The organism is Carnobacterium sp. TMP28 (assembly GCF_047553015.1).
Taxonomy (GTDB): Bacteria; Bacillota; Bacilli; order Lactobacillales; family Carnobacteriaceae; genus Carnobacterium_A.
In genome coordinates this window covers 1959897-1980181 of record NZ_CP180212.1, presented here as the reverse complement: position 1 = coordinate 1980181, position 20285 = coordinate 1959897, and the positions used below count along the sequence as shown (strand labels likewise).

At 34.7% G+C, this 20285-nt stretch carries 20 protein-coding genes; 14 read left to right on the top strand and 6 right to left on the bottom strand.

Annotated elements, in window-relative coordinates; genetic code table 11:
- Nucleotides 1–24: 24 nt before the first annotated feature.
- The gene (locus ACMHYH_RS09455; RefSeq protein WP_414839154.1) at nucleotides 25–1473 is read right to left on the bottom strand and encodes an FAD/NAD(P)-binding protein; all 1449 of its coding nucleotides are present in this window, start codon (nucleotides 1471–1473) and stop codon (nucleotides 25–27) included.
- A gap of 317 nt (nucleotides 1474–1790) precedes the next feature.
- On the opposite strand from ACMHYH_RS09455, the gene ACMHYH_RS09450 reads away from it, so the two are divergent.
- Nucleotides 1791–2609, top strand: a complete 819-nt coding sequence (locus ACMHYH_RS09450) for a ZIP family metal transporter (protein WP_414840383.1) — start codon at nucleotides 1791–1793, stop codon at nucleotides 2607–2609.
- Between the two features lie 258 nt (nucleotides 2610–2867).
- Nucleotides 2868–3002: a MepB family protein gene (locus ACMHYH_RS09445; RefSeq protein WP_414839153.1), complete on the top strand. Its 135-nt coding sequence runs from the start codon at nucleotides 2868–2870 to the stop codon at nucleotides 3000–3002.
- Nucleotides 3003–3020: 18 nt separating this feature from the next.
- On the opposite strand, the gene ACMHYH_RS09440 is transcribed toward ACMHYH_RS09445, so the two are convergent.
- The gene (locus tag ACMHYH_RS09440; protein WP_414839152.1) at nucleotides 3021–3911 is read right to left on the bottom strand and encodes a mechanosensitive ion channel family protein; all 891 of its coding nucleotides are present in this window, start codon (nucleotides 3909–3911) and stop codon (nucleotides 3021–3023) included.
- 180 nt (nucleotides 3912–4091) lie between these two features.
- Here ACMHYH_RS09440 and ACMHYH_RS09435 point away from each other — a divergent pair, with 180 nt between their 5' ends.
- The 4 genes from ACMHYH_RS09435 (at nucleotide 4092) to ACMHYH_RS09420 (ending at nucleotide 6980) form a co-directional block, all read left to right on the top strand.
- The gene (locus tag ACMHYH_RS09435; protein WP_414839151.1) at nucleotides 4092–4583 is read left to right on the top strand and encodes a PH domain-containing protein; all 492 of its coding nucleotides are present in this window, start codon (nucleotides 4092–4094) and stop codon (nucleotides 4581–4583) included.
- Entirely contained in the window at nucleotides 4576–6015 is a 1440-nt protein-coding gene (locus ACMHYH_RS09430; protein ID WP_414839150.1) for a PH domain-containing protein, read from the top strand. The genes ACMHYH_RS09435 and ACMHYH_RS09430 overlap by 8 nt, the downstream gene beginning before the upstream one ends.
- A gap of 72 nt (nucleotides 6016–6087) precedes the next feature.
- Complete coding sequence (locus ACMHYH_RS09425) at nucleotides 6088–6426, top strand: ABC transporter permease (RefSeq protein ID WP_414839149.1); 339 nt, start codon at nucleotides 6088–6090, stop codon at nucleotides 6424–6426.
- Between the two features lie 128 nt (nucleotides 6427–6554).
- Nucleotides 6555–6980: a cupin domain-containing protein gene (locus tag ACMHYH_RS09420; protein WP_414839148.1), complete on the top strand. Its 426-nt coding sequence runs from the start codon at nucleotides 6555–6557 to the stop codon at nucleotides 6978–6980.
- A gap of 166 nt (nucleotides 6981–7146) precedes the next feature.
- Here the strand turns inward: ACMHYH_RS09420 and ACMHYH_RS09415 are convergent, their stop codons facing one another.
- On the bottom strand, nucleotides 7147–7563 hold the full coding sequence (locus ACMHYH_RS09415) for a DUF4430 domain-containing protein (RefSeq protein WP_414839147.1): 417 nt from the start codon (nucleotides 7561–7563) through the stop codon (nucleotides 7147–7149).
- Between the two features lie 77 nt (nucleotides 7564–7640).
- A complete protein-coding gene (locus ACMHYH_RS09410) occupies nucleotides 7641–8237 on the bottom strand; it encodes a cob(I)yrinic acid a,c-diamide adenosyltransferase (RefSeq protein ID WP_414839146.1) in 597 nt (198 codons plus the stop codon).
- A 180-nt stretch (nucleotides 8238–8417) separates the two neighbouring features.
- On the opposite strand from ACMHYH_RS09410, the gene ACMHYH_RS09405 reads away from it, so the two are divergent.
- From ACMHYH_RS09405 to ACMHYH_RS09390, 4 genes are all read left to right on the top strand, one after another.
- Nucleotides 8418–10961 carry a vitamin B12-dependent ribonucleotide reductase gene (locus tag ACMHYH_RS09405; protein ID WP_414839145.1) on the top strand — a complete coding sequence of 848 codons (2544 nt, stop codon included), beginning with the start codon at nucleotides 8418–8420 and terminating at the stop codon, nucleotides 10959–10961.
- 195 nt (nucleotides 10962–11156) lie between these two features.
- Complete coding sequence (locus ACMHYH_RS09400) at nucleotides 11157–11378, top strand: heavy-metal-associated domain-containing protein (RefSeq protein ID WP_414839144.1); 222 nt, start codon at nucleotides 11157–11159, stop codon at nucleotides 11376–11378.
- A 189-nt stretch (nucleotides 11379–11567) separates the two neighbouring features.
- On the top strand, nucleotides 11568–13475 hold the full coding sequence (locus tag ACMHYH_RS09395; protein WP_414839143.1) for a heavy metal translocating P-type ATPase: 1908 nt from the start codon (nucleotides 11568–11570) through the stop codon (nucleotides 13473–13475).
- A 74-nt stretch (nucleotides 13476–13549) separates the two neighbouring features.
- On the top strand, nucleotides 13550–14101 hold the full coding sequence (locus tag ACMHYH_RS09390; protein WP_414839142.1) for a Dps family protein: 552 nt from the start codon (nucleotides 13550–13552) through the stop codon (nucleotides 14099–14101).
- 275 nt (nucleotides 14102–14376) lie between these two features.
- Here the strand turns inward: ACMHYH_RS09390 and ACMHYH_RS09385 are convergent, their stop codons facing one another.
- Complete coding sequence (locus ACMHYH_RS09385) at nucleotides 14377–15063, bottom strand: Crp/Fnr family transcriptional regulator (protein WP_414839141.1); 687 nt, start codon at nucleotides 15061–15063, stop codon at nucleotides 14377–14379.
- Nucleotides 15064–15266: 203 nt separating this feature from the next.
- On the opposite strand from ACMHYH_RS09385, the gene ACMHYH_RS09380 reads away from it, so the two are divergent.
- The 4 genes from ACMHYH_RS09380 (at nucleotide 15267) to ACMHYH_RS09365 (ending at nucleotide 19093) form a co-directional block, all read left to right on the top strand.
- Nucleotides 15267–16397: an acyl-CoA dehydrogenase family protein gene (locus tag ACMHYH_RS09380; protein WP_414839140.1), complete on the top strand. Its 1131-nt coding sequence runs from the start codon at nucleotides 15267–15269 to the stop codon at nucleotides 16395–16397.
- Nucleotides 16398–16408: 11 nt separating this feature from the next.
- The gene (locus ACMHYH_RS09375) at nucleotides 16409–17197 is read left to right on the top strand and encodes an electron transfer flavoprotein subunit beta/FixA family protein (RefSeq protein WP_414840382.1); all 789 of its coding nucleotides are present in this window, start codon (nucleotides 16409–16411) and stop codon (nucleotides 17195–17197) included.
- 15 nt (nucleotides 17198–17212) lie between these two features.
- Nucleotides 17213–18181 (top strand): electron transfer flavoprotein subunit alpha/FixB family protein, encoded by a 969-nt coding sequence (locus ACMHYH_RS09370; protein WP_414839139.1) that lies wholly within the window; start codon nucleotides 17213–17215, stop codon nucleotides 18179–18181.
- Between the two features lie 198 nt (nucleotides 18182–18379).
- Nucleotides 18380–19093: a Crp/Fnr family transcriptional regulator gene (locus ACMHYH_RS09365; RefSeq protein ID WP_414839138.1), complete on the top strand. Its 714-nt coding sequence runs from the start codon at nucleotides 18380–18382 to the stop codon at nucleotides 19091–19093.
- A 68-nt stretch (nucleotides 19094–19161) separates the two neighbouring features.
- Here the strand turns inward: ACMHYH_RS09365 and ACMHYH_RS09360 are convergent, their stop codons facing one another.
- Nucleotides 19162–20121, bottom strand: coding sequence for an aromatic acid exporter family protein (locus tag ACMHYH_RS09360; protein WP_414839137.1), 960 nt, complete (start codon nucleotides 20119–20121; stop codon nucleotides 19162–19164).
- Between the last annotated feature and the right edge of the window lie 164 nt (nucleotides 20122–20285).

The following is a 20285-nucleotide window of genomic DNA, read 5'->3' as shown; positions in this document are numbered from 1 at the left end:
AGTGGGGTTTTAACGTATTAGCCATTAGCTCGTTTTTAAGTGATGGACTATATCTTGAACGGCTGGTCGTGCACTTTCAGAAACCATGTTGACAGAGTTATTGCCAAATTGTATACCAGAAATTAATTCCCCATGTACCTTCAAAGTATGAAGAATACCATGTCTTTGACTAACCGCACTAAAGTCTGGCAAGCTCATTTGAACCCCACCAAATGTTTCCGGTTGGAGAAGACGCTCATTGATCAACTGTTTTAAAAGTGGCATCCGGTCTACTTGATAGGAAACTTTTTTTTCAGTACCGGTAGCATTAATAAGATAGTCTACATACTGTGGATCTTGATCTTTTAAAACAAGTTTAAACGAATTTTCTTCTTCAATAACGTCCACTAAGCTGTCAGACACCGTAATAGTGTTGGCTTGCCAAGCAGCTACTAATTCTTTAGCAGTAGCTACAGGGAACGAACTTCGTAGTTTGTCCCATCTTTCATAATACAAATCAAAGAAACGTTGTTTGTCTGTCTCTTCTAAAGCCATCCATATCTCTGGTAAAAAGGGACTCATATCGTGAAGTAAGTTTTGAATAGCGCCAATTTCTTTAGAGTCGGTTAACTCCTTTTTAAGTGTTTCTTTTGAGCCGAGCTGATTATTTCCCCAATTATCTTTTAAGGATAACTGCTGGTAATCCGCTTCTTTTTTAAACCATTCGACATACGTGTCTAATGGGATAAAACCATTGTTTTTCTCTTTAGCCTGTTTTATATTTTCAGTTGTAAAAAAGCGATAATCAATCGCATCAGCTTGACCACGAATGGATTTAAAGCGTCCAGAAGGAGAAAAGAACGATACGGTTAAATCAGGTCGATGATACTGTGTGTACCTAAAAATATCGATACCTGTCAGACCAGTACCCAAGACGCCAACGGTTGCGCCTTTTGGAATGAAAGGCATGGTTTTTTCAACTGGAAACGGATTAACAATAAAATTTGGGTGATCAATTAAGTGGTAAGAGTCCTTATAAGCAAGACCTCCGATACATAGATGGACAGCATCGAAATTTTTTACTAGAGAAGACGAAGTCAATTGAAGTTGCTTGTTTTTAAGCAGTTGTACACTTACAATTTCTTCCTTCACAATTTCTGCATTAGATTGGACAAGCCAATCATTCATTCGATCTTTTAAATACTCACCAAAAAGCTCACGAGGATAATGTTTTGCTGCGGGTTCTGTTTCATTTTTGGTGCTTTGGAGCCACTCTACAAAATCCTTTTTATTTTCCGGTACAATAGTGATGGTTCCAGCTGCTTGATTCATAACTAATTTTTCATTGTCTTTTTGATACGGTGCACCGGTACCAAATGTATCTTCATCACCAAAGACAGTAAGTTCAATCGAGGGATTAGTTTCTTTTTCTTTAGTCCATTCTCTAAGTGCACCAATACCAGCAACACCCATTCCAATAATAGCAATTTTCATTTGTATCTCCTCAACTTTCATGTAAATAATGGATTAAAATAGAAATTGTGTAGACCATTCTGATAGTCAAGTTTACCAAAAAAAAGTAAGGAAATACAGTTTATGGCTTTTTTAAGATTCTTCACTTAAAAAAGTAAATAGAACAGGATTGAGTCAATCTCACAAAAGAGCTCAGAGCAGATGGAAATAAGTAGTTTATTATCTAATCAAATGAGGGTACCATAAGAAAATAAGGTTAAATGAATAAAAACACTAAACTTAAATTGATTTGAATAATAAAATAGATTATGATTTTATAAAAGGAGAGGATAGTTATTATAGATACATTTACTTCATTTCACCCAGTATTACAAGCTTTAATAGCGGGTTTATTTACTTGGGGTTGTACAATTCTTGGTTCTTCATTCGTTTTTCTTTTTAAAACAGTTAATCGTAAGTTTTTAGATATAATGAATGGCTTTGCAGCAGGAGTGATGATTGCGGCGTCTTTTTGGTCTTTGCTAGCACCATCTATTTCTTTTGCAGAGCAAAATGATTACGGTTCTTGGTCTTGGTTTCCTGCTGCGATAGGATTTCTAGCAGGTGGATTATTTTTAAGGTTAATTGATGTGATTATTCCACATTTGCATTTAAACGAACCTATAGAAAATAGTGAAGGGCCTAAGACGAAGGCATCTAAAAATTTACTTTTGTTTCTCGCTATTACAATCCATAATATTCCTGAAGGCTTATCCGTTGGTGTAGCTTTTGGAGCTGCCGCTATTGGAGCAGCAAACGGCGATGCCTTTATGAGCGCTGTTGGGCTTGCTTTAGGAATTGGGATTCAAAATATTCCTGAAGGTTCTGCTTTGTCTATGCCTATAAGAGCAGCTGGCAGTAGCCGGTGGCGGGCTTTTAATATCGGACAACTTTCTGCAATCGTTGAGCCTATAGCAGCAGTCATTGGAGCAATAACCGTTATTTCAATTACTGCTCTTTTACCATATGCTTTATCTTTTGCAGCAGGAGCAATGATATTTGTTACCGTCGAAGAACTCATACCCGAATCTCAGACAAATGGAAACAAAGATAGTGCTACATTAGCACTAATGGTTGGCTTTATTATTATGATGACTTTAGATGTAGCTTTAGGTTAGTCAAATGAACGATCAATAGAGGATATAAAAAAATGTAGATAAAAAGACCTGAAAAATATATTTTCGGGTCTTTTTATGACAGCAAGTATTTTTTTATAGAGCAATAAAAGTGAAACAAACAATTTCAGTTCAATACTAGTGATTTTTCCATTAAGTGTAACATTACTTTTATCTTTAGAACGATTTTTAATGATCAAGGAGGAATAAAAAAAGTGCATGATTTTTATGAAGCATTAACGTATCTGACCAAAAGGGAAAATGGGAATAAGAGTCTATCCTATTTGGGATAACCCAACTAGTAAACAAGCACTAAAAACCAAACTATGGCAACTGCCTTATTTCGTTGATATGAGCAAACTAGATAATCAGTCGATGGATAAACGAATTAGATGATATTGCTGATAGTTAAAATTAGTTTACTTTCGTACTCCCACCAGAGATAATCTCAATTGTCTCAGAAGCTATCTCTATGCGCTCTCCTTCTTGTTCAAATCGACGAAGGATTTCTGAGAAAAGTTGATCTTTGACACCGCGACGTTCTCGGTAGTCAACTACATACCGCAAGCTTACTTCTACCCAGTTGTCATTAAAACTAAGATAGACTTGGTTCTCTAAAGAAGCATTTTCTAATTTATACCGTCTTTTCATTTTTTCCCAAGCAATAGCCGCTTCTGTGTTGTATTGTCCTGTTTGTTCTTCGGCTAGCTCTAATAAAATCGTTTTGGCTAACCTCATATCACTTTCGAAGCGCAAAGGAATCATAATTTCATCCCATAAAAACTCAAAATCAGCGTTGTAGTTATAAACAGGAGAGCTAAAGATATAACTGTTTGCTACTCGGACAATTCTACCAGTATACTGATCGCCATCTACCCACTCACCAAGTTCCATTAACGTCGTACGCAAAATACCAATATCGACTACGTCACCTTTTATTCCTCCAAGCAGAACACGGTCTCCTGTTTCGAAAAAGTCACCAAACAAAATAGCAAACCATCCTGCAATACTCACAATAACTTCTCTTAAAGCATAAGTAACTCCAGCACCAGCTAATCCTATAGCTGTTGTAAAACCAGAAAGATTGCGACCGAAAATAGAGATAAAAACAATAAATAAGATAAAGTTATTTACCCAACGAGCGACTTTTCGAGCAACATACCAATGTCCAGAATCTTTCAAGCCTTTATACAAACGATTTAAAATAAAACGGCGAACACCATAAAGAATAACAAAAAAGATGAAAAACCAACTAATATTAACTAATAAGGGATAAGTATCAATGAAGTCACGAATATAGTTCATAACAGTAGCTCCTTTCTGTTAGTAGAGAGACCTTTTAGTTTGTTTTCTTTTAGTATACTAGATAGTGCTAGCTAAACGCGAAGAATGAGCCTTTTTGTACTTAAGTAAAAAAAGTTAACTTTGTAGTTTTTCTCACGTTATAGTAAAATTGAATAAAATCAATTAAAAAGGAGACTAACAATGAATTACCCTTTATTAAAGAATCAATTACCAGCATCAATAAAAAAAGTTTGGAAAAAAACGAGTTTCCTTACATTTAGTGTTCTTTTATTACTTGGTATAGGGATTATAAGTACGTTAACTTATTTTAAATTAGCTAATGGTACGTGGTATGTAATATTCAGTAGTTATTTTGCGCTTATCTTGCTCTTATTTATCTTTAATTTTTTACTAATAAATTATCGCTACCATTATTTTCGTTATGAACTAACGATCAAAGAGGTTGTTTTTCAAAAAGGCTATATTTTCCGTTCGATTACCTATGTTCCTTTTTCTCGTATTCAACATATCGAAACAGAACAGGGTCCATTTTTGAGAAGAGAAAATTTGATGGAATTGGTTATCTATACTGCTGCTACAGCTCATCGTATCGCTGGTCTATCTCTAGAAGAATCAGAAAAGTTACGCGAGAGCTTACTTGAAAGAGTAGAGGAGGCAAGTAGCGATGACTAATGAGCGAAAAAGATTTCATCCTTTAGTTATGTTCGTTTATTTCATCAAAGGAATAAGAAGTTGGTTAGTTTTTATTTTTATCATCGGGATAAATATGGATGAAATAAGCATCTATCAACTAGGAGCTATGGGTGCCATTTTAGTACTGGTTATTTTATCGAGTGTCTTTAAGTATTTTACACAAACGTATCAACTAACACCGCAAAAAATAATTATTTATAGAGGATTACTAAAAAAAAGAGAAACAGATATTTATTATGATCGGATACAAACGATTAAACAACGCCAGTGGTTCTTTTTTAAACCGTTTAAAGTAGTTGAACTTTTAATCGAAACAGCTAGTAGTACACCTGGAGAAGCAGAAGCTTCTTTAACAGCGGTAGATAGTTCACTGATACAAACAATTGAAAAATTGCAGTATAGTCTCCGTTCTGAACGTAAGCAAGAAAACCAAGCTGTATCCTCCAGCAAAACGTCATTTATTTTATCAAATAAACAGATTGTTTTATATGCTTTAACAGATATGACAGTATTTCTTGTTTTTGGAACAGCTTTTTCTTTTTTTGGTGACTGGATTCCAACTAGTTTTTTTACAAACATAGAGTTGTGGATGAATGACTTACAGTGGATTGTAAGCGTGGTAGCTTTTGTTATAGGCGTTATTGGGATTGTTTTTTTATCTTTACTAAAAAATTTCATCTTATTTTATCAGTTCAAGGCAACGCTTGAAGAAGAGACTCTTTCTGTTGAATATGGGTTAGTTGAAAGGAAAATTCAGAAAATACCCTTAAAAAAAATACAGGCGATTAAAGTTCATAAACAACTTATACGCAACTTATTTGGACTGTCTTCAGTGGAGCTAGTTTTGATGGGTGGACAAGAAAAAGAAGGAGAAGGTTTGGCGTCAAAAAAAGTTTTACTTTTTCCACTAATTCAAACAAAAACAATGTATAAAACTTTAGCTAACTTTCTTCCTGATAGGCCCATAACCGAACCCAACATTCAACTTGTTACAAAAAGAGAACTATGGTACTTCTGGCGTTGGACAATAGCAGTGGGGATACCTTTTGTCCTAGGAGGTTGGTTTATAACAAGATGGATGAGTTTACTTGTTTTTATTATTCTCGTTTTCTTACTTATCTTTCAATGGATCAAGAGCCAAAAACAAGGATATGCTATTCAAGGAAATCAAACAATATGGTTGCAGCAGTTTCAAGGTTTCTCAACCGTTCAATTATTTATCGCACGACCAACTACTCAATCCTTTACTCGTTCATCAACTAAGTGGCTTATGAAAAAAAACCATGGTCACATTCAAGTTTGCTTTAAAGCGGGAGATAGTCCAGCTTATTTTGATCTACGCTTTATCCGAAAAGAAGATGAGCAGTTTATCTATGAAAATTTTTGGGAATCAGTCGTCGTTGCTGATTAAACGATATACTGCTAAAAAAACCTAGAACAAGGTTAAAATAAGATGAAGAATATAACTTAGAGCAAACTAAAGATGAAAATTGAGCGTGCTGATTCTACTCTGTATATCAGTATTGTAGAATGTACACAAGAAATTGGTGGACGTAAAAAAGATAGTAGAAGAATTTTTGTCTCTGAATCATTTTTGATAGGATTTTTTAGCGGTACTCTTGGTGTTGGAATTGCATATGGATTATCAGCTATCGGAAATAGTTTTATTGAAAGTATCTTTGATGCAACAGTCTTTACTATGACTCCGATGTTTGCATTAGCTGGAGTTTCTGTCAGTATGATTATAAGTGTTTTAGCAGGATTGCTTCCTGCAAATAAAGCAGCTAAATTAGACCCTGTAGAAGCGTTGAGAAGAGACTAATACTTGAAAATATAATCAGAAAGTTAAACACAGTTCCTTGCTTTTTGCTTCATTTACTAGTATGATTTTAGTGTGCTCAGTTTATAATGATTACAAAATAATATTTAATTAAATTAGGAGGAATAAAAATGAACATTAGCGATAAAGAATTCGGAAAAAAACCTTACGTAGTGGATATCGAAGATGCTACTATACAAAATGAAACGTATCGAACAACGATGTGGACTGGTGAAAAATTACAAGTAACGATCATGTCTATTCAGCCTAATGATGATATTGGTTTAGAAGTACATCATGGTATTGATCAGTTTATCCGTATTGAAGAAGGACAAGGAGTATGTAAGATGGGTCCTACAGAAGATAACTTAAACTTTGAACAAGAAGTTAAAGATGACGATGCTGTTTTTGTACCAGCAGATATGTGGCACAATATTTTAAACACAGGCGACAAGCCCTTAAAATTATATACCATTTATGCAGGACCAGATCATGTTGCAGGAACGATTCATGAAACACATGAAGATGCACGTAATGATCCCAATGAACAAGATTAATACAACATTATTTTAGAGTAAACTAGTAACCATCAGGTAAGAATAAAAAAGGTTTATTTATCAGTTTTGTACGGCACTCCAATAGTTAGAGGGGAAATCTAACTAGTTGGGGTGTATTTTTTATAGTTAAATAGAGCAAAAAAGTTGAATCATTTCATAGATGAGTCTAATTTCCGTTTAAAGACCATTTTATTTGATCATCTTTCTTTATTTTGTAGTTAGCAGCACCGACTGTTCCATCCTCACCGTTTACAGAATAGAGCCACCATTTATTTTTTGAATCATCTTGTACGATACCATCGATAGCAGTGATAAACCCATCTGTTTCTTCTACTTCATATTCCGCGTTCAAAGCATTTAATAAGGTTGTGCCTTCTTCCACTTTTAAAGATCTCTCCATATCAGCCTGCTCTTTTTGGTCTACTTCAAAGACAATAGTTACCTCCACTGTTTCTGGTATTGAAATGGAACTAGCTTGTTCAGGTCTGACCTGACTATTAGTTGCTTCACTAGTTGCAGGTGTTCCACAAGCAGTTAAGATAACAGTTAAGCCTAAAAATAATAGAGATTTTAGTTTATACATATTTTTTCCTCCAGTTGAATAAAATGAGTATTTTAAATAAGTAAAAAGTTTATTAGGATAAGTCATAGAAAATCATTTTAATAGTGTGTTTTTGGAATGGTTTCTTTTTTCAGCTCAGAATGAAAGACTTTTCCTCCTTTTTCATAAAAGGGTTCTTTAATTTTTTTTCGTGAATTTACTACACGTGCTAAGGAAAAAAAGTAATCAGATAGTCGATTAATAAAAATCATAACGACTCGATTAATCTTTTCTGTTTTACCTAAAGATACGATAATGCGTTCTGCTCTTCTAGTGACTGTTCGAGCTAAGTGTAAAAAACTAGCAACAGGATCGCCACCTGGAAGAACAAATTTTTCTATTGTAGGAGGCTCCGTTGAGTAATCATCAATTCGACTCTCCAGCCATTCTACTGCTTCTTTTGTGATAAGGTAGTCTCTTGTTCCTTCTAATGTGGCTAAATCTGTTCCACAATCAAATAAAAGAAGCTGAATTTCTGCTAATTCTTTTTTTAGGACTAGTTCTTCTTCAGTCATTTGACTAATGATTACCCCAACTAATGAATTTAGTTCGTCTAATGTACCGTAGGATTCTACTCGAATAGCATCTTTTGAAATTGTCCGTCCACCAATCAAGTTTGTATTCCCATAATCGCCTCTTTTTGTATAAATTTGCATGATACCCTCCCGTTTTATAAATTTCTTCATTCTCATTCAGTTTACACAAATTTCTTTTAAATACAAGTCTTTACAAACACTATATGTGGTGTAAAATAAAATTAAGATACTATATATAGTGAATTTTTTATTTTTAAGACGACCAAGGATACTTAATGACAAAATGATGGAGTGATAGAAATGATGATAAATACCGTATCAAAACCAGTATTAAACGTAGCAAAGTTAAATGAAGATATTTTATATTTCCCAACTGTTTTTCCTGTTACAGAGGAGATGTCAACAACTTTCAGTGGTGTTTCACGTTTGATTTTGATTGATCGTTACGCATTTAAAGATACTGCCCAACTAACTCTGACAAAAGGAGACTTAGTTGTTGTAACCTTGAAAGAAGATCCGCAATACCCTGCACGTGGGATTGGATTTATCTCTGGGCTTTTATTAGCTGAACAAAAAGCCATTATTTTAGTAGATGAAGAGTATCGAGGTCAGCTAGAAAATGAAGAGGAACAAAAAACCGGATTGATTACTCGTTCATTAGCAGCAGTTGAAAAACCATTAGAAATTTATTACGAACAAATTGCAAAGCGTAATGCAACTGGACTTTCATCAGTTGAATCAACAATTGAAAAACAACAAGCTTCTTTTGAAAATTTTTATAGAGAGTTAATGGCACTAAATGTTATCCCAGCTGGTCGAGTACTTTATGGTGCAGGGTCTGGAATAGAGGTTACTTACTTTAACTGTTACGTTATGCCTTACATACCAGATTCACGATCCGGTATATCTGATCACCGTAAACAAGTTATGGAAATTATGAGTAGAGGTGGCGGTGTTGGAACAAATGGTTCTACTTTACGGCCGCGCCACGCACTGGTTCATGGTGTAAATGGTAAGTCTTCTGGATCAGTTTCCTGGTTGGATGACTTAGCCCGCTTGACTCATCTTGTCGAACAAGGAGGTAGCCGACGGGGAGCTCAGATGATTATGCTAGCAGACTGGCATCCAGATATCTTAGAGTTTATTATCTCTAAAATGCAAAATCCAGCTATTCTTCGATTTTTGATTAAAACGACTAATGATGAAGAAATTAGAGAATTAGCAAAAAAAAAATTAGTTTTCACTCCTTTTACAGCAAAAGAAAAAACTATTTACCAAATGATTTTACGACCAAGTAAGTTAACTAACGATGAAAAAATGGATCTAACAATTATCCAAGAAGCAAAAGAAAAGCTAGAAACAGGTGGAATATATAGTGTTCAAGATCCTGATTTTTTAACCGGTGCAAATATTTCTATTTGCTTAACAGATGACTTCATGCAGGCAGTCGAAAATGATTCTGATTATGCTCTTCGTTTTCCAGCTATAGAACAGTATACAGTTGAAGAAATGAAAGATTACAATCAGTATTGGTCAGATATCGGAGATGTTCGTGAATGGGAAAAAAGCGGTAGAAAAGTAAGGACGTATCGTTCTATTCGAGCGCGTGAATTATGGAATTTAATTAATATCTGTGCAACCTATGCAGCAGAACCCGGTATTTTCTTTATCGATAATGCGAATAGAATGACAAATGCAACAGCTTACGGTCAAAAAGTAGTCGGAACTAATCCTTGTGGTGAACAACCTTTGGCACCTTACTCTGTTTGTAATTTAGCAGCAATCAATCTAGCTAATATGGTCGAAAAAAAGACTGGAATAATTAAGTATGATAAGCTTGTTCAAACGGTCAAAACAAGTATTCGTATGCAAGATAACGTCATTGATGCTACCCCATACTTTCTCAAAGAAAATGAAAAACAAGCACTTGGTGAACGTCGAATTGGGTTAGGTGTTATGGGGCTAGCTGACCTGCTCATTTACTGTGGTCAAAAATACGGATCTAAAAAAGCGAATGCTTTACTCGATACACTTTTTAAAGTAATCGCCCAAAGTGCTTATGAAGAATCAATCAACTTAGCAAAAGAAAGAGGCAGTTTCCCATTTTTAATTGGAAAAACAGAATCAGAAACACAAATATTGCGTCAACGGTTCATCGATTCTGGCTTTATGAGTCAGATGCCTGAAAAGATTCGTCAAGATATTTTGACCTATGGTATCCGTAATTCACATTTATTGACGATAGCGCCTACTGGTTCAACGGGAACAATGGTAGGTGTTTCAACCGGTCTAGAACCTTATTTCTCTTTTAGTTATTTCCGTAGTGGACGTTTGGGAAAATTTATCGAGGTTAAGGCGGCTATCGTTCAAGACTATTTAAAAGAACATCCAGAAAAAGATGCGAAACAGTTGCCGGACTATTTTGTTTCAGCAATGGAGCTATCTCCTGAAGCTCATGTTGATACACAAACAACGATTCAACGATGGATTGACAGTTCTATTTCGAAAACAGTGAATGCACCAAGTGGTTATAGCGTTGAACAGGTCCAAGCAATATACGATCGATTGTATCAAGGAGGCGCTAAGGGTGGAACTGTTTATGTGGATGGCAGTCGAGACACACAAGTGTTAACTTTAAAAGCAGAACAAAAAACAGAGTATCAAGCTAATTCTTCGTTTGATGTGGAATCATCTAGAAATCAATCTGACAGAGTAGGAGAAGTGGTTGTTTACGGAAATGAAATTGGCAATACTTGTCCTATTTGCCGGATTGGGATTGTTGAAGATATCGGTGGTTGCCATACATGTACAAATTGTCTCAGTCAATTAAAATGTGGCTTGTAGCCATTGGATAAATGATGAGAGAAAGGGATAGTTTTCTAGTTATTATTCTTTGTTTAGTTCGTTTGTTAGATTGAAGGTATTTTGTAGTTTTACTGATATGTTTAATGATTCATATAGAAAACTTGATTAGGATCAATTTTTTTGTTGGTGATAACTCTTATACTAAGTGTAACAACAGATAGGAGGAAAAATATTATGAGTAAAGCAGTATATCAATTGGAGCCGTTAACTTGTCCGTCTTGTATTAAAAAAATTGAAACAACACTAAGTAAAACAACAGGTGTAGAATCTGTAAAAGTACTATTTAATTCTAGTAAAGTAAAAACAGAATTTGATGAGTCAACGATTGAAGCTTCAGAAATTAAAGAGACTATTCAAAAATTAGGCTACCCAGTACTATCATCAAAACTATCTTAATAAAAGTAAGAAGATCTCAGTGCATAGGCTGAGGTCTTCTTTTATTGTTCGTTTATTTTAATTGATCTGTTAAAGGTATAAGAATAGAAAAGTATTCTCGTAATCTTGATCTCAATCAATTTTTAATTAAAGGATTACAGGTAAGATAAAGCTATAAAGGAACTAGCTAAAGTAAAGGAGGAAGAAAAAATGATTACACATATTAACCATCATAAAAATCATATTACGACGTTTTCAGGAATGTTAATTACTTTAGGATTTATTTCTAATTCTATAGGAAATAAAACGATAGGAGCTAGCGCTTTAATCATCGCAACCATCCTTGCAGGTGTACCCATTTTTATCAAAGCTATTCAAGCTTTACGAATGAAAGCTTTTAGTATTGATTTGCTTGTTAGTATCGCGGTTATTGGTGCCTTGTATATTGGGGAATTTACCGAATCGGCTGTTGTAACGTTCTTATTCTTATTTGGGGATTACCTAGAAAGAAGAACACTGGAAAAAACCCGTTCTTCGTTAAGGGAATTAGTTGATATGGCTCCTCAAGAAGCAACGGTATTACGTGCAAATGGAAACGCAGAGAAAATACCTGTTGAAGAGGTTGAAAAAGGGGACCGCGTTATTATCCATCCTGGAGGGAAAATTCCTGTTGATGGTAGGATCGTTTCTGGTAATGCTTCTATCAATGAAGCTGCGATTACTGGTGAAGCTATTCCATCTGCTAAATCAATAGATGATAAAGTTTTTAGTGGAACAATCCTGGATACAGGTTACCTTGAAATGATTGCTGAAAGAGTCGGAGACGATACGACTTTCGCTAAAATCATTGAACTAGTAGAAGAAGCTCAAGAGTCAAAATCAAAAGCAGAAAAATTTTTAGATAAATTCGCTAATATTTACACACCGGCTGTCGTTGTTTTATCTATTATCGTTTATATTTTTACCAGAGATTTGCATATGGCCATTACTTTTCTAGTCATTGCTTGTCCTGGAGCATTAGTTATTGGAGCACCTGTTTCAAGTGTTGCCGGTATTGGGAATGGAGCGAAGAATGGCGTACTAATCAAAGGCGGAGAAATTATGGACAAGTTTTCTAAAGTAGATACCCTAGTCTTTGATAAAACAGGTACCCTAACAAAAGGAAAACCTGAAGTTACAGATATCCATACGTTTAATAAAATGAATAAAGATACTTTGTTGAAACTTGTAGCAAAAGCAGAAACGATTTCTGAACACCACTTAGGCCAGACAATTGTAAAAAAAGCGCAGAATCAGGGATTCGATTTAGCTGCTATAAAATTAACGGATGGAGAAGCGATTAAAGGTTACGGTATTAAAGCTATAGTAGATGATTACAAACTTGTAGCTGGGAACCGCAAATTAATGAAGAATGAAAATATATCCCTAGCAAATGATGTCGAATTGTATGCGGTCAAGCGCGAAAAAGCTGGGAATTCGGCTATTTTTATCGCACTTGATGGTGAGATTTCAGGTGTTGTTTCCATTGCTGATCAAATCAGAGACGATGCTAAAGAAGCTTTAGCACAAATGAGAGGAAATGGTATTAAAAAGATTGTGATGTTAACAGGTGACAATAAACATACTGCCGAAGCCGTTGCAACAGAGTTAGGGTTAGATGAATTTCATGCAGAATTGTTACCAGAAAATAAAGTAGACTATATAAAAGAACTAAAGAATTCAGGACATATTGTGGCTATGGCGGGCGATGGAATCAATGATGCGCCAGCTATTGCAACAGCGGATATTGGATTAGCCATGGGTGAAGGAGGAACAGACATTTCAATGGAAACAGCTGATATCGTTTTAATGGCCGATAAATTAATGCAGTTTTCCCATGCTTATTCATTATCTAAAGCAACTATTAGAAATATGAAACAAAATATGTTTATTGCAGTAGGTGTGGTCGTGATTTTACTAAGCGGCGTCTTAATGGGGAGTGTCCACTTAGCATCAGGTATGTTTATTCATGAAGCTAGCGTGCTAGTAGTCATTTTAAACGCAATGCGCTTGATTCGCTTTAACCGTAAAAATAAGCAAGCAAGTCCTAAACCAACGGTTATACCTGTAAAAGTCTAAAAAAACTATCTTTTTAGTAAAATACTTTTTTAAAGAGAATGATTGAATAAAACAATAATTAGGAGGAATTAAACATGACAAAAGAACTTACAAATGAGGAATTAGTGGAACAAGAATTCATACAGGATACAAAAGAACACGACCACCATAATCCTACTGCAGCAGCCATGACTAATCATATTATCGCGAACCAGGGGATGCTGCATATTAAACTTCATCAGTACCATTGGTATGTCAAAGGCGCCGACTTTTTTTCACTTCATAAAAAATTTGAAGAGTTATATAAGGACAATGAATCCTATTTTGATGGACTTGGTGAACATTTAATAGCATCCGGTGCAAAACCTTTTTCAACTGCAGAACAATTTGTTCACTATTCATTTATTCCGGAATCAGCTGCAGATAAATATTTATCCGCTGAAAAAATGGTTGGAAATTTAGTAGATGACTACCGGACAACGCGAGATGTAACTGGAAAAGCTATTGTATTAGCACAAAATGAAAAAGATGCCGTTTTAGAAGATTTGCTGATTGATTATAAATCTTATTTGGATAAAACAATTTGGATGCTGCAAGCTTTTCTCGGTAAATCAGCTCTTGAGGGAGAAGATGACGACGACGAATAAATCTAAAGTGAACGCAGCTTGATTCTAACTACGATATAGGAATGAGATGACCCTTTTGCTAAGTTAGTGAGTTAAGATAGGTAATTGTTTTATATCTAGATAGACTAATTTATAGGATGCTAAAAAACGTCAGAAGATTGCTAAAAAGCCTGGTATAAAAATCCAATAGTAAAAATTAAATAGATTTAGTTAAATAAATCCACCAAAGAAAGTTGCTAATAACAGATTATTAGCAACTTTCTTTGCATTAAAAAATAATAAATCTATCTCGCTAATTATGAAAGAGCTAATAATTTAATTTTCCCATAGGCAACTTCTTTAATAATAGTCTCTCTTTCCAATCGGGCTAATTCTCGACTGACTGATTCAGATGTAGTTCCTAAATAAGAAGCTAAATCTTTTTTAGCCATTTTTAATTCAACAATGGGTTCATCTTGTGTAGAGTCAGCTAGACTAATCAAAAAATGCAACAATCTATCCCTTACTGTCTCAGTAGTTGCCCAAGCGGTCTGTTGCTCAGAAGCTCCTAGTCTTTGAGAAATGGTAGATAACATTTCAATAGAAATTTTCGGGTATTGTAAGAGAAGTTCACGAAAATCTTCATGCTTAATCGCACAAATACAACAATCTGTTAGTGCTTGTGCAAAAGCCTCATAAATCCCCTTTTTAAATAAAGCTAATTCGCCAGTAAATTCGTTTTGATCAACCATTCTGATCAATTGCTCTTTTCCTGTATCGGATAGTCGATAGATACGAATCTTACCACTTTTTAGCATGTAAAGAGAATCAGCCGTTTCAAAAGGACGATAGATTGTCTCACCTTGAGAGTAATATTTATGGTGAATCAGTAAATGAATTTTTTTCATTTGCTCAGTTGTTAAGGATTGAAATAAAGGGACGTTACTTAAACAAAATTGCTCTTTGCCTTTACATTCATGTGGTGTACATGGATTATTTTTCAACTTGTTCACTCCTTTATCGTTCATTTATGACTTCTAAATTTTACATTTATTTTTCTTTTAATGTAAGAAAGAACTTAGTATCTTTTAAAAATATCATTGTACTTGATTTAAATCAAGTGAATGCAAAAAGAAATCCACTATACTAAACATATTAAGTCTTCAAATGAATTCTTGTGTATATTTGAACAAAGGGAGTGTAAGACATGAGTATAGAACTAACTCAACCACAAGTTATGTTGCATCAAATGGTTGTAGACTTTACGGATAAAGAGGTAGAACCGCTAGATATACTAATTGATAAAGAAAGAAATTACCCTACAGAATTGTGGGATAAAATGATAGATACTGGATTTTTAGGGTTAACTATACCAGAGGAATACGGTGGAGCTGGATTTGACGTCATTGCTAGTTCTCAAACTATTTATGATTTTGCTGTTCGTAATGCTAGTATGGCCTTTACTTTAGAAGGGCATTATAAGTCTGTAGATCAAGTATTAAAATATGCAACAGATGAGTTGAAAGAAAAATATCTGCCTCAAGCAAATCACCGTATTTTTGGTTTTTCTTCAACAGAACCACAAGGTGGATCCAACGTAATGGGACACACTGCAAAAGCAGTTAAAGAAGGCGATAAGTGGATTTTAAATGGCAACAAAACTATGATTACCAATGGCGGTTTAGCTCAAGTATACTGTGTACTTCTTAAAACGTCTCCAACAGAGCTGTCTTGCTTTCTTGTAGACGAAGACATGCCTGGTTTTAAACACGGAAAAAGGGAAAATTTTATTGGAATGAATGGTACACCTGTAGGAGAAATTTTCATGGAAAACATTGTTGTCAGTGAAGAACATTTACTTGGAACAATAGGACAAGGTGTGGAAATAGGCGATAACGCTCACTATGACGCCCGTATTTCAATGGGTGCTATTGCTGCCGGTATTACGGAACATGCTTTAGCTATCGCTGTTGATTATGCAAAACAACGTGAGGTAAAAGGAGCGCCTATCACCCAGTTATACTCTATTCAAGAAAAAATGACAGAAATAGCGATTGCTAAAGAAAATACTCAATTGCTTTATCAAGAGGCTGCTAGATTAAAAGTGGCAGGTAAATCTTATGCTAAAGTAGCGACTATGGCAAAATCATATGGCAGTCGTGCTTCTTATGCTGCAGCCGATCATGCTTTACAAGTTTTGGGTGGATATGGATATAGCCAAGAATATCCCGTAGAACATTTAATCCGCGATGCTCGTGCGTTGCAACTTGCTGAAGGATCACTAGAAAAAATGATGATTGAAATAGCTAAAGAAGTTGTCAATGAAGGAGAGGAATAAATCTAATGAGTTTGAAAATTGTCGTATGTATCAAACAAGTACCGGTTTCTAATAATTTGAAAATTAATCCGCTTACTAAAAATCTAATTCGCTCTGGAGAGCCAGGAGTGATGAACCCTTATGATAAAAATGCAATCGAAGCGGCTTTACGTTTAAAAGATGAATGGGGAGGAGAAGTCATCCTATTATCTATGGGGCCCTCAGATTTTGAAATGACCTTACGACAAGGTCTAGCTATGGGTTGCGATGATGCTATCCTTTTAAGCTCGAGAAAATTTGGTGGAGCAGATACTTTAGCAACAGGTTACGTATTAGCACAAGCTATTAAGGAATTAGAAAAGGTAGACTTAGTTTTGTTAGGTCGCCAATCTGTTGATGCTGACACCAGTCAAGTTGGTCCAATTGTTTCTGAATTTTTAGGATGGCCACAAATTACATTTGTCAGTGAATTAGCTGGACATGTTAAAAAAGGTATGACAGCAACTCGGTTATTAGAAAATATGCAGCAAAAAATAGAATTTCAATTGCCAGCAGTAGTAACGGTTCGTAGCGAAATGAACGAACCTCGTTATCCTACACCTCGTAATATTCAGCAAAGTTACCAAAAAAATATTCGCATTTGGGATGAAAACAGTCTATCTGTTGATCCTAATAGGATAGGGTTAAAAGGATCTCCAACGATCGTTCGTAGTGTATGGGCGCCAGAAAAAGAAGCTAAAGAAACAACTTATCTTAAAGGCACGCCCGATGAAGCGGTTCGTGAATTATTAATACAAATGAGAGCGAGTAATTTACTCTAAGAGAGGTTGAGAAAAATGACTGACCAAGAAATTTGGGTATATGCAGAAAAGCACGTGGGAATAATTCAACCGGTTACTTACCAATTAATCACTAAAGCTAAAGAAATCGCCAACGATAAAAAAGTCGTTGTGATTTTATTTGAAGCAACCGATAAAAACTTAGAAGAGAAAATCAAAGAGTATGGCCCAGATGAAATTGTCATTGTAAAAGATGATCGCTTAAAAGATGCAACTGACTCTGAGATTGCTAGTTTAATGGCAGAGTTAGCAGATCGTCGTAGACCAAACAGTATTCTCTTTGGTGCTACGGTCGTTGGACGTTCAATCGCACCTCGATTACAAGCAAAGTTAAATACAGGTCTAACCTCAGATTGTTTAAATTTAGCATTTGATGATGACTTATTGGTTCAAATAAAACCATCTTATGGTGACAATATTATGTGTGAAATTATCTGTCCTAAACACCGTCCACAAATGGCTTCTGTACGACCAAATACGTTTGAAGCTAAGAAAAATTTGAATCAATCAGTTAGAATAACAGAGATAAATGATTTGTTCTTCAAAAAAGCAGAGCGGATAAAAATCATAGAAGAAACACCTCTTCTTTCTAAAAGTGATAGTATTGCTAATGCCGATCGAGTAATTGCCTTGGGTAGAGGAGCTGGAGACGAAAAAGCGGTCTTTTTAGCAGAAGAACTCGCTCGTAAATTAGGCGCTAAAATTGGTGTAACTCGTCCTTTAACAGATCATCCTAAATTTAGTGGAGATGATCAAATTGGGCAATCTGGAAATACAATTGCACCAAAACTACTTGTTAACCTAGGTGTTCATGGAGCAGTACAGTACACAACTGGAATTAGTAGTGCTGAAATAGTTGTTTCTATTAATAAAGATCCAGAAGCCCCTATTTTTAATTATTCAAATTACAGTTATGTTGGAGACTCTGTCAGCTTCTTAGAAAGCTTTTTAAAAGTTGTTCAATAGGCGAATTTTTCTAAAAATTCAACAATAAAAATAAGATAAAAAAGTAACTTCTTAAACTTAAGAGGTTACTTTTTTAGGACATTATTGAATTTGGTTTACGAATTTTTAGAATAGAAGACAAGGATCCTGTTAATTGTGTACTTTATAGTGTACAGGTAGTAGGATAGTATTAAACTAATAAATCAATGGAGTGATAAAATGGATCAGAATAATATACAGCCGTGTCATCATAGTCAGACCGACCATTCACATAAATCGTGTGTTTCTTTAGTCCCAATTTTTAATCATTTAGAAATTGAACAGTTAGATAAAATTATGACAACAACTAAATCAGTTTCCTATAAAAAAAATGAGCTTATTTATCGCGCTGGAGAAGAGTCAGATTCTCTCTATATTATTAATAAAGGGAAAGTACATATTTATCGATTAGCTGAATCTGGAAAAGAACAATTGGTTCGTATTTTAAATCCTGGAGATTTTACCGGTGAAATGGCCTTGTTTTCAGAAGTTACACATGAATCTTATGCCAAAGCTATAGTAGATACCACAGTTTGTATGATTAAACGGGTAGATTTACAAGACTTATTAGTGAAATACCCTTCTATCTCTTTAAAGATTATTTCAGAATTCTCAAGTCGACTTGAGGCATCTGAAAAACAAGCGACAAGTTTTTCAATCATAAAAGTAGAAACACGTATTGCTTTATTTTTAGCAGAGAGTCTTGATAAAGAAGAGCCAGATAGAGTTGAACTCACTTTACCCATGAGTAAAAAAGACTTAGCCTCTTATCTAGGTACTACTCCCGAAACGATTAGTCGAAAATTTAGTGACTTAGAAGCACAAGGCTACATCAAACAAGTGACTCATAAGCGGATTAAAATAATTGATTTAGAGGGTTTATTATCCGTTTAAGGATAAACAACACTAATTTAGCATGAATTAAAGCTACTCTATTCTTTCAGATTATAAAAACTGATTGGTTAGCTTTTTTGTTGTTCAAAAAATTCTTTCTTAATTTTAATAAATCTTGTGAAATCAGTTAAAAGTATAAATAAGGTTGCGCGATTTTCAAATTCTTCTCTTGTTGTAGGTAAATCGCTATTTCTAAAGTCATTTAATAAGGATTCAATGTCTCTTGTTAAATCGACAACTGGATTACTTTCATGTAGTTGATTAGCTGTTTGATGAAATAAGTTTGCTAAAATACTATTTTGCTTAGTTGGTAAAAAGCAAACGCTTAGGTCCAGTGACATTTCTGCAAGGACTTTGACTTGCTGTTGGCGCATATAGAAGTATTGAATCATGTAGTCCTCATTTGGGCTAAATAATTGATTATTATACTCTGTGTAGGCTATTTTTTCTGCATTTTTTAAATCAATAAAAAGTTCTTTTAATAACCATTCAACTTTTTCATTGGTGGCACAGTCAGTTAGAATCGAATCAAAGCCAACAAGCACTTTCTTCATTTTCTCTTCAATATCCTCTTTCAATTGGTTTAGATGTGATTCCTTTGAGGGCATATATAGATTAAATAAAATAGCGATTCCTGCTCCAATAATCATGAGTAAAAATTCATTTGTGAGCCATTCAATGGACGTGCTTTGTTCCAGTAATAAATGGGAGACAAGTACAGAACAGGGTGCGATTCCTACTTCTACATTAAATTTATAAGCTAAAGGAATATAAAGTAAGAGATACAATCCAAATACAAGCGTATTAAATCCAATTAATTGGAACAAAACGGTTGCTATACCTAATGCCAAGATAGTAGAACCTACTCTTTGAAGAGCAATGTTGACAGATGATTTTTTAGTGTCTAACACACTCAAAATAGCGATAATTCCTGCCGATAAGCTATAATCTAGTTGAAAAGCCTGAGCAAGTAAAATAGCAATAATTGTTGCGAACGTTATTTTTATTGCCCGTAAAGAGACAGTCATAGTTTCACTCCTTTAATTTGAAGACTACTCTCATAATAACTCATTCAAGCAAAAAGTAAAATCAATCAATCATTTTAAAAAAAGTGTATGATTTTCGATTGCTTCTAATAGGGAATAAAAGAATAGCAGATGAAAAACAAATTCCTCTTTTTCATCTGCTATTC